Raw genomic sequence first — 16,151 nt, 5'->3', positions numbered from 1 at the left:
CTTTACTTGATGCAGCAGCAATCTGCTGTGCTAATGACTGTCCTTTTGTCCGTTAGGGCTACATGGCGCATTGTCATTCATTGATGTTTTATACATAGATAGCCTTACTCATATAGTCTTACTTGGCTTGTCTTTTTAGCATTGAGGATTTGCAAAGCAGCAAGCTTTGATGGATGCCGTCACAATTTTTACTTAATACTTATAGTCCTTACAAACCGTCACATCGCATTACTGGCAGCCTATATAAATGCTTTGCCAGTAGTCGTTATGCTAGATGGCAGTTGCTTGATAGCAGAAGGTTTTTATATTTTTACCCAAAGCCTTTGCTCAAAGCCAATCGACATCACCATCAAATAACAACAATCTACGACCCTAACAAACTATAAAGAAAAGGAAATCCCTATGAGTAGACAAGACCATATCGATAAAGTGCAAGAATTGGTAAAAGACGTCAAATTTGCCATGATGACCACCCGTACGCATGAAGACCATCTGCATGCCTGCCCGATGACCACCAGCGAAACCAGTATCGGTGCCAAAGAGATTTGGTTTATCGGTGATAAAACCACCGAAACCGTCAAAGACATCGAAAGAAACCCACAAGTGAACTTGGCTTATGTCAGCCAAGATGCCAAAAACTATGTCTCGATCAATGGTAAAGCCGAGCTGGTCGAAGACCAAGAAAAGCTCGATGAGCTATGGTCGCCGATTTATAATGCATTCTACGAGCAAGGCAAAGAAGACCCAAATGTCCAGCTCATCAAAGTCGTACCACATGGTGCTGAATATTGGCTCAGTGGTAGCTCAGTGGTCAATATGTTTAAGATGACCACCGCTGCGGTAACGGAAGGCAAAAAAGCGACCAATCTGGGGGAAAACAACTCAGTAACGCTATAAAGGCAATCGCACTATAAGAAGTATAAATATAAGCGATAACCATAGTAAAAAAACGCCAGTGGCTGATGCGACTGGCGTTTTTTGCTTGGTATTAGGTGTTAAATATTAGGTGCTGATATCGAGTATTAAAAACTAGGGTCTTTGACCGGTAGATGCCTTTATAGACAGGGTTAAATATCAACCGTTTTGTTTAAGATAAGGCCACGCCGCTTTTAGATAAATCATCATCGACCATAGCGTCAAAACCACGGCGGCTACCATAAGCGCGTAGCCGATGGTTTCAAGCGACTCCCAGTTTAGCAGCAGTACGGTAATCGCCACCATCTGAAAAGTGGTCTTGAGCTTACCGACATAAGAGACCGCCACACTGGTGCTTTTGCCCAGCTCAGCCATCCATTCACGTAGCGCCGATACCGCGATTTCACGCGAGATAATCACAATCGCTGCGATGGCCATAATGATATTTGGGTGCCACTGTACGAGGATTATCAAAGCCGCCGCCACCATCAGTTTATCAGCGACCGGATCCAAAAATCGGCCAAAGGCCGAGGTGACATTGAGCTTACGAGCAAAGTAACCATCGAGCCAATCGGTAATCGCCGCTAAGATAAACACACCCGTCAATAATAAATGGCGCAATAAGCTATCGCTAAACTCACTCATTCCTACCCGCGCGATGACATTATCTGAGATGGCAGGCATGCCAATCCCCATTGCTGGCGGCCAATAAGCAATCGCTACAAACAGCGGAATCATTAGGATACGAGCAATGGTCAGATTGTTTGGCAAGTTAAAAATACTTTTGGTATTTTGCTTACTTGGCGGTTCCTGCGTATGCAAATGCGTACTCTCAGTCATGGCAAACCCAGCTTTATATAGACATAATAATGGCAGATAGCTTAGCACTTTTCGGGCAAGCCGTCATGCCATCTCTTATACTGCCCCCAAAGATAAAACGTAATGTCATGTAACCAAAATCGCCAAATCGTAGCCAAATCACCATCAGTTGCGTTATGATAGCCATGCAAACGAAAACACTTGTACACTTAAATATGTAAGTAAATATATCTGCCTATTGAACGGATTATAATTGCCCTAATCTTAATAGGTATAGTAGTAAGGACAAGAGGTATTTTTTTAAACAAAAACCAAAATGGTCATCTACAGCACATTTAAGCGTACTACTGATGCACCTAATGTCATACATATCCATGAAAGCGCGCAATAACCGCATAATAACAACAAGATACCACCACTGCCTTGTAGCGCCATCTTGCTACCTGTCCAGTTTTCCTCAGCCCACAGTACCTCCTCTGTGGGCTTTTTTTATCTGGTAAATTTTCCACAGCAGATTATGGAGCGCCTTTTTCGCTATCGCTCTTAAAGGGCTCAGAAAACTGTAAAATAAAAAAACCAACTGCAGACAGGATAATGGCAATCTCATAGCGACCATAGGCCACCGAAATACCGATTGCACCCGTGTTCCATAAGCTGGCAGCCGTGGCGGTGCCTTTTGAGCCCATCTCGTTTTTAAATATCGCCCCGCCACCGATAAAGCCCATACCCGTGATGATGGCATACATGATCCTCGCCTCACCTGCTGACTCATAGATATCCATACCCACCAGCATAAATGCACAAGAGGCAATCGTCACTAGCGGAAACGTCCTCAGCCCCGCGCCGTTATCTTTCATCTCGCGGTTGAGCGCAATCGGCAACGATAAAATAAAGGCAATACCCAATTGGAAAAAGTGGTACTGCATGAGGTCTAAGTCTATATCGAATCCAAACATAGTATCTCCTCCATGGATATTACCAACGGGCCTCCCGCCCAGCGCCGATTATTATAAATGCCCTCTGTCATTATCAAGGGGTAGCAACACACTGCCCTGCAAGCGCGGCGCAGATCACCTCAGCCGTCTGCTGCGCCATGTGATAGCAGCTCTCGATATTGCCTTGCCCGCACCAGTCGCCACTGACGATCCATTGACGAGACGCATCAATGAGTACGCCTTGGGCGAAGGTTTGCGCATCGGTGCACGTCGCGGCATAGCGCCAGCGATGACAGTCGATCTGTGTGGGAGCACAGGCATTATCCCAACCCAAGGCATGCTGCGCTGCTGTCAAGAGTGCAGCTTGTACAGGCTCTATCTCTTCATCGACCTGCTGCTCGGACCAGTCGTTGCGGGCATGGATGGTGATACTCGGTAGCAGCGTTTCATGGGCAGGTTTTCGCTGCTCTATAAATATCCTATCGATGATCGAATCATTGATATAAGCGACGTCCCACCCGCCACTGTCTGCATCCGTCAGCGCCGCTGGAAGCGCCTGCCCTTCATCCCAGCCAAGCATCAGCGTGTAGCAAGCTTGCATCTTGATGGCGCTGATACTCTCTTGTTTGTCAAAGCCACTGCCAGCCATCAGCTCGGCCGCTTGCGCGTTTGGCGCGGTGCAGATCACCCAGTCAAATAGCCCAAGACTATGGCCTACTTCATCAAACAGCTCGGTTTTTTGTTTAGTTTGTTGCTTACTTTCATCAGCTGTTGGCTCAGCGTATTGCGCCAGTGGTGCCACACGGGTTTGCAAGCGCATGGTGGTGTGCTGTAGCTCGTCTGCCAGCGCGCGCCCCCAACTGGTCATCTTTGGGGTACTGATATAGCGGGCTTGCTCGGTATTCCAGCGCTCTTTTTTTATGATAGATGGCCGCTGACCCGTCGTATGAGCAGTGGTCAGCTCGACCACGTTGGCACACCACGGCTGTATCATATCCATGTCGAGCCATGGCGCTATAAACTGCTGAAAGCTGGCGGTCTTTGCGGTAAAAAACTGCGCCCCAAACGCCCATTGCCAGTTTTTATGCGTTTGGCTATCGCGGCGATATCGGGTGGCCAAACGCCCCACGCCGCTAGATTTTTCAAAAATCATCAGCTGCGGCATTGGCTGGGTAGCAGGCGTGTGACCAAACGCACGCTCCAACAAAGTGGCGGTAAACAGTCCCGTCAACCCGCCACCGATGATGGCGATGGTCGGTGCGGCGGTATCGGCAGGATGACAAGAGTAAAGTGTGTACTCAGACATAATGACAGTCGGCCTTGTGGTGTTTTGATCAAAAAATAATGTGTGTAAGCCAGCATGTGCAGGCAGTCTTGTGCAGATAGCGAGGCTCATAAAAGCTATTGAACCCTTAAAACCTGCTGATATCAATATCATCTACGTAAAAAAGCCATGCTACCGTCGATAACATGGCTTTTTTTATTGTTGATACTATGATTACTATTTATTTACCCGCTTACTCACCGCGTTCCGCCTTGACCACCTCAACCAGCTGATTGATCACTGAACTGTCGGCAAGCGTGGATAAGTCGCCCAAGCCCACATACTGCCCTGCAGCCAAATTACGCAAGATACGGCGCATGATCTTGCCTGAGCGGGTTTTGGGCAGTGCATCGACGATATAGATAGCATCAAGATTGGCAATCGGACCAATCTCTGTACGCACGTGGCGATTTAGCTCGGCTTTTAGCGACTCTGTGGCCGCCTCGCCAGATTTTAGAATAATAAAAGCACAGACCCCCATACCGCGTATATCATGCGGCATACCGACGATGGCCGCCTCCGCGGTTGCTGGATGCGCCACCACCGCGCTTTCGATCTCCGCTGTGCCTAAGCGATGGCCTGAGACATTGAGCACATCATCGACACGGCCGGTGATCCAGTAGTGTCCATCTTCGTCGCGCTGCGCGCCGTCCCCTGTAAAGTAATAACCTGGGTACTCACTAAAATAGGTCTTCAAAAAACGCTCATGGTCGTTATAAATCGTACGCATCTGCCCCGGCCAGCTGCTCTTAATTGCCAGATTGCCTTCGGCAGCGCCTTCTAAAACCTCGCCATCACTATTGACAATCTCTGGCTTGATACCGTATAGCGGGTTCATCGCCGCCCCTGGTTTGGGTGCGACCGTACCTGGTATGGGAGCCATGAGAATACCGCCTGTTTCAGTCTGCCACCATGTATCGACGATGGGGCATGTGCCACTACCAACGATATGATAATACCAGTCCCAAGCCTCTGGATTGATTGGCTCACCGACCGTACCCAGCAGGCGTAGGCTGGAGCGATCCGACTCACGGACAAAGGCATCGCCCTCTTTCATCATCGCTCGAATCGCTGTCGGCGCTGTATACAAAATCGTCACGTCATGTTTATCAATGATATGACCAATGCGCGCCCACGTTGGATACTCAGGTACTCCCTCAAACATCACGGTCGTTGTACCATTGGCAAGGGGTGCATAAGTGGTATAAGTGTGCCCCGTCACCCAGCCGACATCCGCCGTACACCAATAGACGTCATCGTCTTTGACATCAAACACGTCACGGAAAGTTGAGACGGCATACGTCAGATAGCCACCTGTGGTGTGCAGCACGCCTTTGGGCTTACCCGTGGAGCCTGAGGTGTATAATAAAAACAACGGGTCTTCGGCATTCATCACCTCAGGCTCGCAATGCTCAGACTCGCCATCGATTAAGGTATGGTACCAAATGTCGCGGCGGCCACTCATCGGTACTGAGTTACCAGTACGGTGTACGACGACGACGTTGGTGACCGTGTCGGTGCCATCCATGTCCAACGCCCGATCGACGTTGGCTTTTAGCGGAGTGTGTTTATTGCCGCGCACGCCTTCGTCTGCGGTAATGATGACTTTGGAGCGACTATCGACCAAGCGATTGCCCAAGCTCTCAGCAGAAAAACCGCCAAACACCACAGAGTGTACTGCGCCGATGCGGGTACAGGCCAGCATACCGATCATCGCCTCTGGTATCATCGGCATATATAGGGTCACTCGATCGCCTTTTTCGACACCCAGCTTGCGCAGTGCATTGCCCAGCCGGCAGACTTCTTCATGCAGCTCTTTAAATGAGATAATTTTATGCTGCGACGGGTGATCGCCTTCCCAAATGATGGCAGGCTTGTAAGGATGAGTCTTTAGATGACGATCGAGACAGTTGACAGAGACATTAAGCTGACCGTCTTCAAACCATTTGATACGAAAATCGTCCAAATCATAGTTGACGTCGCTGATTTTGGTGGGTTTTTTTATCCAATCGACCAGCTCGGCACGCTGCGCCCAAAAGGCATCATTACTCTCAGGAGATTCGATAGATTGTTGGTAGTCTGTTTGGTATTGCTCCGCGCTGGTATTGGCGGCGGCAAGAAAGTCGTCTGTAACAGGAAATGATTTTTGCGTCATAGTATTCATCCTTTTTAATTATTATGACTCGCACAAACCGCCGCGCACGGCTGCCTGTACAAGCAATAAGAGTCATCTTCCATAATGTGTGACACTCTGTGTTAGTTTGACAAATAAGCGGGACGGTTGCAAGGCATCAACGGCCATTCATAACAATTTCACTGTACAGCCGTATACTTGCTTATCGCTGGCGCGCGACTGCACCATTACATTTAATCCTTGTAACCTGATATGAAATATGGACAATAGCTACACGCCAGCGGTGATGACACGCGCTTATATTGGCTTTTTTTCGCCGATGAGGGTTTTTGGCTGTTGTTACGCACTTAACCTGTTTAGCTTCCCTTTATTTGCGTTACCCTGTATCTAGGCTTCCCTTTATCTGGGCTAATGTAGACGTCACGCGCATCCCCCACCCCTTTCTATTTATGAGATCCCCATGAGTCACCATCGTCCCGCTTCCCACTCTACCCATTACGACGTCATCATCATCGGTGCGGGCGCATCCGGTCTATACTGTGCGCTTACCGCTGGTCGCCGTGGTCGCCGCGTGCTGGTGCTCGACCATGCCAATAAAGCAGGCAAGAAAATCCTCATGTCGGGGGGCGGACGCTGCAATTTTACCAACTATGTCGTCGAGCCGAGCCATTTTATCGGCGACAATCCGCACTTTTGTAAATCGGCCTTGAGTCGTTATTCCAATTGGGAGTTTATCGGTATGGTAGCGGCGCACCATATCCCCTATCATGAGCGCGAGCACGGTCAGCTGTTTTGTGACGACTCAGCCCAAGACATCGTGACCATGCTGCTAGATGAGTGCACGGCAGCCGGTGTGCATATCAAGCTTAGTACACAGATTGATGGCGTAAAACCGATCGATAGTGCCAACCATGCACGCTTTGAATTACGCACCAGCAAGTCGCTGAGTAAAAAAGAAAAGCAAGCAAGAAAAGAGGCCACAAGCTCGCCGACGTTGCCACAAACCACTTACCGCTGTGAGTCGCTGGTGGTGGCAACGGGCGGCTTGTCGATTCCGACGATGGGTGCCAGCGGGCTTGGCTATGAGCTGGCGCAGCAGTTTGGTCATACGCTGGTGGCAACCGATGCCAGCCTCGTGCCTTTTACCTTTACCGACCAGACTGGCGAGCTTATCCGCTCACTGGCAGGCATCAGCCTACCGGTAATTGCCAGCAATGAGCGCATCTCCTTTAGACTACCGCTACTATTTACTCATCGCGGGCTCTCAGGCCCTGCCATGCTTCAGCTTTCAAACTATTGGCATACTGGAGAAACCATCCGTATCAACCTGCTGCCAGATACTGATATGACTGCGCTCCTGCTTGCTCACAAAAAATCCCATCCACGCCAGCTGGTTCGTACCGTTTTGGCTGATCATACCACCAGCCCGCTACCCAAAAAACTGCTCTCCGCCCTACAAGCGCATCTGTGGGATGACATCAAAGAAACCGAGCTTGCCAATATCAAGGACGAGCGACTACTGGAGCTGGGCGCGGCGCTCAACGGCTGGCAACTCAAACCCTCTGGCACCGAGGGCTACCGCACCGCCGAGGTCACGCGCGGCGGGGTGACCACCGACGAGGTATCATCAAAGACCATGCAAAGCAATTTGCAAGAGGGCTTATATTTTATCGGTGAGGTGTTAGACGTCACCGGCTGGCTGGGCGGCTATAATTTTCAGTGGGCGTGGGCCAGTGGCCATGTATGCGGCGAGGTAGTATAAGTGGTATAAGCCGCATTCTCATGCCTTCACTGCTCCTGCTCTGTGCAAAAAACCCAACCAATCTTGCGTCAGTGAGATAATGACTCAAACAAGCATAATATGTGTTATTTTGAATATACAGTAAGATAATACTACATTGAGGCATCTGACGCTTGGCTGCCGTTATGCTGCATAAGCCATATACTATATTATGAGGTGATACATGCGTCCGATCAAACATATTCATGGTGACAAAGCGCCGCACTGGATAGGTGATGGTTTTTATGTAAAAACCTTAATCAACCATTTGGATGATGACTCCGACATTAACTATCGCCATACTGACCCGTTTTTGTTATTTGACTATGGCCAGCCGACCACCTTTGCCCCAAACCCTCATTATCAGACCAAGCCGCACGGCATCGGACAACACCCGCACAAAGGCTTTGAGGCAGTGACTGTCGCGTATGCAGGTGAGATCAGCCACGCTGACTCGACCGGCGGTCGCGGCGATATTTTGGCAGGTGATGCCCAGTGGATGACCACAGGGCGCGGAATCACGCATGAGGAGTTTCACTCTGAGGCGTTTGGTGCGCGCGGCGGGCTCTTTAGCATGGTACAGCTGTGGGTCAATCTGCCGAGCGCTCATAAACTAACAGCGCCAAGATATCAGAGCATCAAGCGCGCCGACATGCCGGTGGTGACGCTGACAGCAGATAGTAATCATCAAACAGCGATTGGCACAGCGGCGATTATCGCTGGTGATTGGCAAGGCATCAAAGGGGCGGCCAGCACCTTTACGCCCATCAACCTCTGGGACATCGTGCTACATCATACAGGCACAACGACGCTACAGCTCCCTAATACCCACAATGTGCTCCTGCTGGTACAAGAAGGCGAGGTGCTGGTGAATGGCACTGCCATCAGTGCGGGTCATTTGATACAGTTTGCCGCGCCAACCCAGCACTGCGCTGAGATGGCGGCGGAGCAAGTGGCAACTCATGACCGTATTGAGCTGTGCCTTCTCGCCGCTCACACTGACGAGCTGGCCGCTACTTCCATAAAAGCGCCTATCAAAAAAACGCCTGTCGAAACTTCTGCCAAACTGCTGCTACTTAGCGGCGAACCTATCGGCGAGCCTGTAGCAGCCCACGGAGCCTTTGTCATGAACACCAAAGAGGAGCTACATCAAACCTTGCGTGATTATCAAGCAGGTCGTTTTGGGCAATGACCTCTGTATCAGTAGCCGCTATATTAATAACCGCTATATCGTCGATACTAGGACATATCTCAATTCAATCTATAGCCATCTAAATGGGCCAAAAATGAGGAACAGCCCTACTAAAAGGTCTGTCAAAATTAACAAATATCGAAGCCCTAACATCGAATTTCTCATAAAAAAGCCGCTTTACAAAGATGTAAAGCGGCTTTTTAACGCTTAAGATTTAAAGTTAATCATCGCTACATTAGGCTTGTTTTTTAGCCAAAAACGCATAGTCAGTATAGCCTTCACTGCCGCCACCATAAAAAGTCTGCGGATGCTGCTCATTAAGCGGCGCTGCTTGGCGGATACGCTCGGCCAAGTCGGGGTTGGCAATATAGTCGCGACCAAATGCCACCGCATCGATGTAGCCGGCCTGAATATTTTGCGACGCTTTTTCGGCAGTATAGCCGCCAGCTGCGATAATCATGTTGTCGAACGCTGTGCGGATACGCTGGCGGAAGCCTTTGGTATAAGGCGTGCCACCCGCCCAGTCAGGCTCTGAGATATGCAGGTACATCAGGCCGCGCGCATTGATCTGCTCGATCAGCCAAATATTATCGTCTTCATCGTAGCCCGCATCTACGCCATTAAACGAGCCTTGCGGTGACACACGAATACCGACATGATCGGCGTCCCATGCATCGATACAGGCATCAATGACATCGAGCGTCAAACGCGCGCGGTTTTCGCGGCTACCACCATACGCATCTTCGCGCTTATTGGTTTGCTCAACCCAAAACTGATGCAGCAGATAACCATGAGCGCCATGAATCTCTACCCCATCAAACCCCGCGTCTTTGGCATTTTTTGTCGCTTGCGCAAAGTCTTTGATCACCTGCTGTATCTCATCTAGTGTCGCTGGACGCGGCGGCGTGGCCTCCACACGGATCGCTTGCTCGTTGCTATCACGCAGTGAGGTTCGAGCGCCGACCTTGACATCGGAGGCGGAGATCGGTGCTTGCCCATCTGGCTGCACGCTTTTGTGCGCGACCAGTCCTGTGTGCCACAGCTGCACGACGATTTTGCCGCCTTTGGCATGGACATTATCGACCACAGCTTTCCATGCGGTGACTTGATCTGGCGTATGAATACCAGGCGCGCCAGCATAGCCTTTGGCCTGAAAGGACACCTGCGTCGCTTCGGTGATGACCAGCCCTGCCCCTGCGCGCTGCGAATAATACTCGCCTGCCAATGCGGTCGGCACATCGCCTGGCTCGACTGCGCGCAGACGGGTCAGAGGTGCCATAATGATACGGTTTTTGAGTGTTTGGCTGCCCATTTTGACAGGTTCAAATAAATTATCGTGTGCCATATTGTGTCCTATGGTATTTGTCGTGATTGGTGAATGTTCGTTATTATACTGCTGCCTATAGTCGACGCTAAATAAATCAGATACATCGCTATCAAGCCGCTCAATGCTTTGTTATACATACTTATTATGGTATCGGTGCGCTGCGACCGAATAAAGGCATAAAAAGTCATATTGAACGACCGTTACCTTTATAGGGAGCGGATGGATTTATTCAAGCAAGCGTTACAAACAAAAACACCTCTGGTCTTTATCTATCCTGCCCCTTGTCCTGCCATCCATGCAGCAAATCGACGCAGCCAATCATGCACAATGATATGACGATAACACCTCGGCTAAATATGTCACAATGACGCGTACCATACTGCCCTGCGCCCTATATCCTATCCCTAGCTTGTGTGTCTCTCGATTAAATAGCGAAAGCTAACATTTGTCAATATAAAAGCAACGCCGTCATCCAATAATAGGCGGTGTTTTATTCGTATTAAGTAGTGGCAACATCGCGTATTTAATGTATCAAAAACACCGATCAAACAGAGAAAAAACATGCAAACGCCAACCGAAGCACCCCAAACAAAGTATCGAAAACATCTTGCAAAAAAACACTTGCCAGCAGTTTGCAGTGTAGGGCTTATGTTGGCCTTGAGTGGCTGTCTTGCGACAGAAAAGCTCGACTATCAGCTAATGCGACAAGAAGATGCAAAATGGGTGGCGGACGAGCAGATGACCGATAGACTCATCGCCGTTGGCAAGCTCAGCGCGCCTATGGAGGGCGTGGATAATGCGATTGTGTTTGCAGGGGAAAAACACAGCTATTTGGTACAGAGCGCAAACCAAGACCCTGAGCTGACAGCTATACTCGATCACGTCGATCTGGCGTATTTTTCCTTTAAACCTATGCCAACAAAAGACACGCCGCACTTTGCGATAAGAGTTGGTGGAAGCGGCTGCCCCTCAGTGCAGGGCTGTATGGCTTTGAGACTATGGTATGAAAAACCGACGCAGCAGCTCGCCGCCGGTGAAACGGATCAGCTTGAGGACGCTGGCTTTACGTGTCACGATGGCTTTGCTGGCGGCATGACCCGCTGTACAAAAACCTTGCGGCGGCTGCCTGTCACGGTAGCACCGGCCATAAACAATAGCGAGACGCTGCCTTACCGTTTTGCGCAGCCAATCGCCCTGACGTTTTATCATTATCAGCCAGACACCACGTTGGCAGAAGAAAAAAGGCTAAAGACGCTGATGCTTCTTGCCAAAGCCTTTGAAATCATTACCTTCCCTATTCAGCCGATCATGGTTGGAGGCGTAAATTAACCACACCGCCGCAGGCTTGACATAGTATTTGGCTGCAAATCTTTACCTTTCAGCGATGAGATGGCCTGCGCGAGTTTAGGATTTCAGCAGTTTTTTAACCGACAACTCAAGCGACAGATAAGTGCCGACTAATATCACCACCGAGCCAATGATGGCACGGGTATCTAGCGCCTCGCCCAGCAGCACATAGCCCAAGATAATGGCAAAAATCGGAATCACCAAAGTGATGCTCGTCGCCCGCGTCGGTCCGATGTTTTTAATCAATTGGTTCATAAAGATGAGGGCAATCGCTGTAGAAAAGACACCTATACAAACCACCGACACCCACGCCTTGGCGCTGATGCTCTGATCATAAGGAAACGCATAAAAAGCCACAGGCAGCATCAAAATACTGGCAATGATCAGCGAGCCTGCAGTGATGGCCACGGGTGAGACATTATATAAATAATGACGGGTGATATTGGCCCCAACTGCATAGCCGACGCAGGCAAGTAGCGCATAGCCCATTGGCAGCAAACCGTTAGCCAATCCGGCCTCTGAGGCACCGCCAGCAAACAAGCTTTCGCTCATCAAAATAGCGACTCCGATCACACCGATGACCAAGCCCAGCACTTGTCTTTTGGACAGCCGGTCTTTAAAAAAAGTACTAGCGATAAAGCCGCTCATCATCGGCACAGAGGCATTGAGCACCGCCAACACCCCTGCGTTGACTGACTGAGCAGAAAAAGAAAACAACACAAACGGCAGAGCCGCAGAAAAAATACCAACCAGCGCCAGCAGCTGCCAATGATCGCGCAGACCGTCACGGTTTTTCTTATTGACCATGACAAACGCCAGCATCACCAGCCCAGCAAATATCACCCGCAGGCTGGCAAATGCTAATGAGCCAAATTCAGGCACGCCAATGCGATAAAACACAAACGACAGCGACCACATAAACGACAGCGTGATAAAAATAATGAGATCGCGTTTGCTCATGGGTTCGTCCTAGTTAGCGCTGAGACTGCCTTAGCAGTCATAAAAAATGCCATGTGATAAAACATGGCAATGATAACAGCTTAGGACGTATTGAACATAGCGTAAGTAGCGATTAAATATCGACATCTGATTGCTATTTTGACAAATCCACTTTGTCTAAGACAAAATCAATATCTTTGTCACCGCGCCCTGATAGATTGACCAAAATCGTCTCATCAGGCGACATGTCTTTGGCGACTCGCATGGCATAAGCGATCGCGTGCGCCGTCTCTAAGGCAGGGATAATACCTTCAAGCCGCGATAGCGCCATAAATGCCTCTAGGCACTCTGCATCTGTCGCTGACTCATAAGTGGCCAGATTGTTGTCCTTCAAGAGTGAGTGCTGCGGGCCGACACCTGGGTAGTCGAGACCAGAGGCGATCGAATGCACAGACGCAGGCTCGCCGTCTTTATCGAGTAGCACGTAGCATTTAAACCCATGAATCTCGCCTTTGACTCCAAGTGTCATGGTGGCGGCATGATTGGCTGTCTCCAACCCCTCGCCAGCAGGCTCGACCCCTATTTTTTCTACGCTGTCATCACCCAAAAACCCGCTAAAAAGACCAATGGCATTGGAGCCGCCTCCGACACAAGCGACCACTTTGTCAGGCAGTTTTCCAGTAGCGTCCAAAAACTGTACGCGTGCCTCACGGCCAATCACTGACTGAAAGTAGCTGACGATCTCTGGATATGGCGCAGGCCCGAGCGCCGAACCAATGGCAAACATACTGGTGTCCAGCTCATTGAGATACGTCTCAAAAGCACTGTCGACCGCTTCTTTTAGCGTCCCCGCTCCATGCGAGACAGACACGATATTGGCACCCAAGATTCGCATACGGCTGACGTTTGGATGTTCCTTTTTGATATCGACCACACCCATGTGTATCTCGCACTCCACGCCCATCAGCGCTGCGGCCGTGGCAAGTGCTACCCCATGCTGGCCTGCGCCCGTCTCGGCGATGACTTTGGTTTTGCCCAGTTTTTTGGCGAGTAAGACTTCACCTAGGCAGTGATTGATCTTGTGCGCGCCCGTATGATTGAGGTCTTCACGCTTAAAATAAATCTGCGCGCCGCCGCAGTGTGCGCTTAGTCGCCTAGCATGAAATATCGGACTTGGTCTGCCCACATACGTCTCACGCAAGCGCTGCATCTCAGTGATAAAGTCATCGTCTTTGATGATGTTGCGAAACCCCGCTTCGATCTCACTCATGGCTTGAGCCAGCTGAGGATGAGCGATTTTGCCGCCGAACTCGCCATACAGCCCATCATTACTCGGCAAGATGGATTGGTGCAGACCATAGCTGTCTGTTACGTTTTTTGTATTATGGTTTCGTGTGGTATGGCTGCTGGCGGTATTTTCTGTTGTCATCGTAAACCCTTATATCTATTTGATGTGACGCCGTGATTTTGCTCATTAAAAAACAGATTTGACTGTAACAAACTTGGTTAACAAATTTAGTTGTATCTTTGTTCTAGTACATTGAAACAAATTCTAAGCCAACTTGTCATCTAGGTCAAGTCGCATCGTCTATTTGACTGACCCATCCTCTCGTCATGCACCGTTTTTGTATGCACGATATGTCACTGAGACGGCAGACTTCGCACAAACTGTCGCCAAGAAATAATAAAGTAAGGTAATATTGCTAGACTCTCGTTCATTAGATAAATCAGACCATCAGGAAACTTATGCAGCGTCGTCAACTTATCAAAGCCATGGGCTTAGGACTGGGAGCCGTCAGCACCTCTGCAGCCATCAGCGGTTGCCAAACTCTCGCCAAGCAGCCAAAACTGCCTGCGACTGTCACCCAAGCGGGTCACTTTCCTAACATCATCGTCGGTAGTGGCTACGGCGGCGCGGTATCGGCACTGCGCTTGAGCGAGCAAGGGCATAAAGTGCTGATTCTTGAAATGGGCATGCGCTGGGACAGAACGCCTGAGCACGATACTTTTTGCAAAATGATCAGCGCCGATAAACGCTCCAGCTGGTTTAGCAATATGCCAAACGCCCCTATTCCGATTCCCATTCCTATTAAGAAATATCCTGGCGTGTTAGATTTGATTGCGTATGATGAGATGAAAGTATTCGCCGGACGCGCCTACGGCGGCGGCTCCATCGTCAATGGCGCGATTGCTATCCAGCCAAGGCGCGCGCATTTTGAAGCCGTCTTTCCCTGGATAGATAGTGACGAGATGTACGATACTTACTTTCCGCGTGCCATGAAAAACCTGAAAGTCAGTAACATCCCCGAATCGTTTTTTAATGAGTCTGAGCATTACGAATTTACCCGCGCGGCTGAACGCCAAGCTGAGCGAGCAGGACTGAAAACCGAATTCTTTGGTAATAGCTACGACTTTGACTATATGCAGCGCGAGGCACGCGGTGAGGTTTATCAATCGGCACTCGGCGGTGAAGTCATCTACGGCAATAATGCTGGCAAGTTCTCACTTGATTTAACCTACCTCAAAGACGCGGAAGCCACGGGCAATGTCACGGTAAAAACCTTACGCAAAGTCAATAGCATCCAAGCGCTCGATAACGAGCAACTCAGATTAGAAGTTCACGTCCTTAATACCACAGGCGGCATCGATAACATTGCTAGTATCGAGCATTACACTTGCGACAAACTGTTCCTCAACGCTGGTAGTACCGGCACCTCAGAGCTACTGCTCAAAAGCCAAGCCGAAGGCAAACTGAATAAGCTAAACAAACACATTGGCCAGTATTGGGGGCCAAATGGCAACATCATGACGGGGCGCAATTTCGTCCACGCGGCTGGCACCACCCAATCGACCATTCCGGTCAAGGGCATCAACATGTGGGACGGCGATAGAGGTGGCTCCAAGTATAAAATTTTTGCTGAGCTTGCGCCCCTACCACTCGGACTTGAGACGTGGACGACGCTATATCTTGCCATCACCGACAATCCAGAGCGCGGCAATTACTATTATGACAAAGCCAGCAAAACCGTGAAACTCAACTGGAAACGCGAGCAAAACGAGTATTCGGTAAATGCCGCTAAAGAGCTGATCGACAAACTCGCCAAAGTAAATGGCGGCTCGACGTCAAGCTTGCTGTTCACCAAAGGCTTCGGTGATGACTTTTGCTATCATCCATTAGGCGGCTGTGTGCTCGGCTTGGCGACTGATGAGATTGGCCGCGTCAAAGGGCATGAGAATATCTACGTGCAAGATGGTGCGTTAATCCCCGGTAGCGCCGGCGTCAATCCATATGTGTTTATCACCGGACTTGCTGAGCGGAATATGGCGAGTATCTTAGGGGAAGATTTTGGGTAGGGTGTTAGAGATTCAGGAGTTGGCTGTATAAAAAGTACTTCTTGTTAATAGAAAACCCTACCACCACACCACCATTGAATTAACG

The 16,151-nt window shown here is 49.7% G+C and carries 12 protein-coding genes; 5 read left to right on the top strand and 7 right to left on the bottom strand.

What is annotated here, in order from left to right:
* The first annotated feature begins 402 nt into the window (after positions 1 to 402).
* A complete protein-coding gene (locus R0I52_RS02310) occupies positions 403 to 897 on the top strand; it encodes a pyridoxamine 5'-phosphate oxidase family protein (RefSeq protein WP_317052986.1) in 495 nt (164 codons plus the stop codon).
* A 177-nt stretch (positions 898 to 1,074) separates the two neighbouring features.
* Here R0I52_RS02310 and pgsA read toward each other — a convergent pair whose 3' ends face one another.
* The 4 genes from pgsA to acs form a co-directional block, all read right to left on the bottom strand.
* On the bottom strand, positions 1,075 to 1,755 hold the full coding sequence (gene pgsA, locus R0I52_RS02305; protein ID WP_075102629.1) for a CDP-diacylglycerol--glycerol-3-phosphate 3-phosphatidyltransferase: 681 nt from the start codon (positions 1,753 to 1,755) through the stop codon (positions 1,075 to 1,077).
* A gap of 494 nt (positions 1,756 to 2,249) precedes the next feature.
* Entirely contained in the window at positions 2,250 to 2,690 is a 441-nt protein-coding gene (locus R0I52_RS02300) for an MgtC/SapB family protein (protein WP_317052985.1), read from the bottom strand.
* Positions 2,691 to 2,763: 73 nt separating this feature from the next.
* A complete protein-coding gene (locus R0I52_RS02295; protein ID WP_317052984.1) occupies positions 2,764 to 3,975 on the bottom strand; it encodes an NAD(P)/FAD-dependent oxidoreductase in 1,212 nt (403 codons plus the stop codon).
* 211 nt (positions 3,976 to 4,186) lie between these two features.
* Positions 4,187 to 6,148 carry an acetate--CoA ligase gene (acs, locus tag R0I52_RS02290; protein WP_317052983.1) on the bottom strand — a complete coding sequence of 654 codons (1,962 nt, stop codon included), beginning with the start codon at positions 6,146 to 6,148 and terminating at the stop codon, positions 4,187 to 4,189.
* A 439-nt stretch (positions 6,149 to 6,587) separates the two neighbouring features.
* Here acs and R0I52_RS02285 point away from each other — a divergent pair, with 439 nt between their 5' ends.
* Positions 6,588 to 7,889: an NAD(P)/FAD-dependent oxidoreductase gene (locus tag R0I52_RS02285; RefSeq protein WP_317052982.1), complete on the top strand. Its 1,302-nt coding sequence runs from the start codon at positions 6,588 to 6,590 to the stop codon at positions 7,887 to 7,889.
* Between the two features lie 202 nt (positions 7,890 to 8,091).
* Complete coding sequence (locus tag R0I52_RS02280; RefSeq protein WP_317052981.1) at positions 8,092 to 9,099, top strand: pirin family protein; 1,008 nt, start codon at positions 8,092 to 8,094, stop codon at positions 9,097 to 9,099.
* Between the two features lie 235 nt (positions 9,100 to 9,334).
* Here R0I52_RS02280 and R0I52_RS02275 read toward each other — a convergent pair whose 3' ends face one another.
* Positions 9,335 to 10,444: an alkene reductase gene (locus R0I52_RS02275; protein WP_317052980.1), complete on the bottom strand. Its 1,110-nt coding sequence runs from the start codon at positions 10,442 to 10,444 to the stop codon at positions 9,335 to 9,337.
* 630 nt (positions 10,445 to 11,074) lie between these two features.
* Between R0I52_RS02275 and R0I52_RS02270 the strand changes: the two genes are divergently transcribed.
* Entirely contained in the window at positions 11,075 to 11,755 is a 681-nt protein-coding gene (locus R0I52_RS02270; protein ID WP_317052979.1) for a hypothetical protein, read from the top strand.
* Positions 11,756 to 11,830: 75 nt separating this feature from the next.
* Here R0I52_RS02270 and R0I52_RS02265 read toward each other — a convergent pair whose 3' ends face one another.
* A complete protein-coding gene (locus R0I52_RS02265; RefSeq protein ID WP_317052978.1) occupies positions 11,831 to 12,733 on the bottom strand; it encodes a DMT family transporter in 903 nt (300 codons plus the stop codon).
* A gap of 133 nt (positions 12,734 to 12,866) precedes the next feature.
* Positions 12,867 to 14,141 (bottom strand): tryptophan synthase subunit beta, encoded by a 1,275-nt coding sequence (trpB, locus tag R0I52_RS02260; RefSeq protein WP_317052977.1) that lies wholly within the window; start codon positions 14,139 to 14,141, stop codon positions 12,867 to 12,869.
* Between the two features lie 317 nt (positions 14,142 to 14,458).
* Between trpB and R0I52_RS02255 the strand changes: the two genes are divergently transcribed.
* The gene (locus R0I52_RS02255) at positions 14,459 to 16,066 is read left to right on the top strand and encodes a GMC oxidoreductase (protein ID WP_317052976.1); all 1,608 of its coding nucleotides are present in this window, start codon (positions 14,459 to 14,461) and stop codon (positions 16,064 to 16,066) included.
* Positions 16,067 to 16,151: the final 85 nt, after the last annotated feature.

Source organism: Psychrobacter sp. CAM01 (assembly GCF_032842965.1).
GTDB classification, from domain to species: Bacteria; Pseudomonadota; Gammaproteobacteria; order Pseudomonadales; family Moraxellaceae; genus Psychrobacter; species Psychrobacter celer.
Note: the sequence above shows the minus strand (reverse complement) of the source record. Positions and strands in the feature narration are given on the sequence as shown.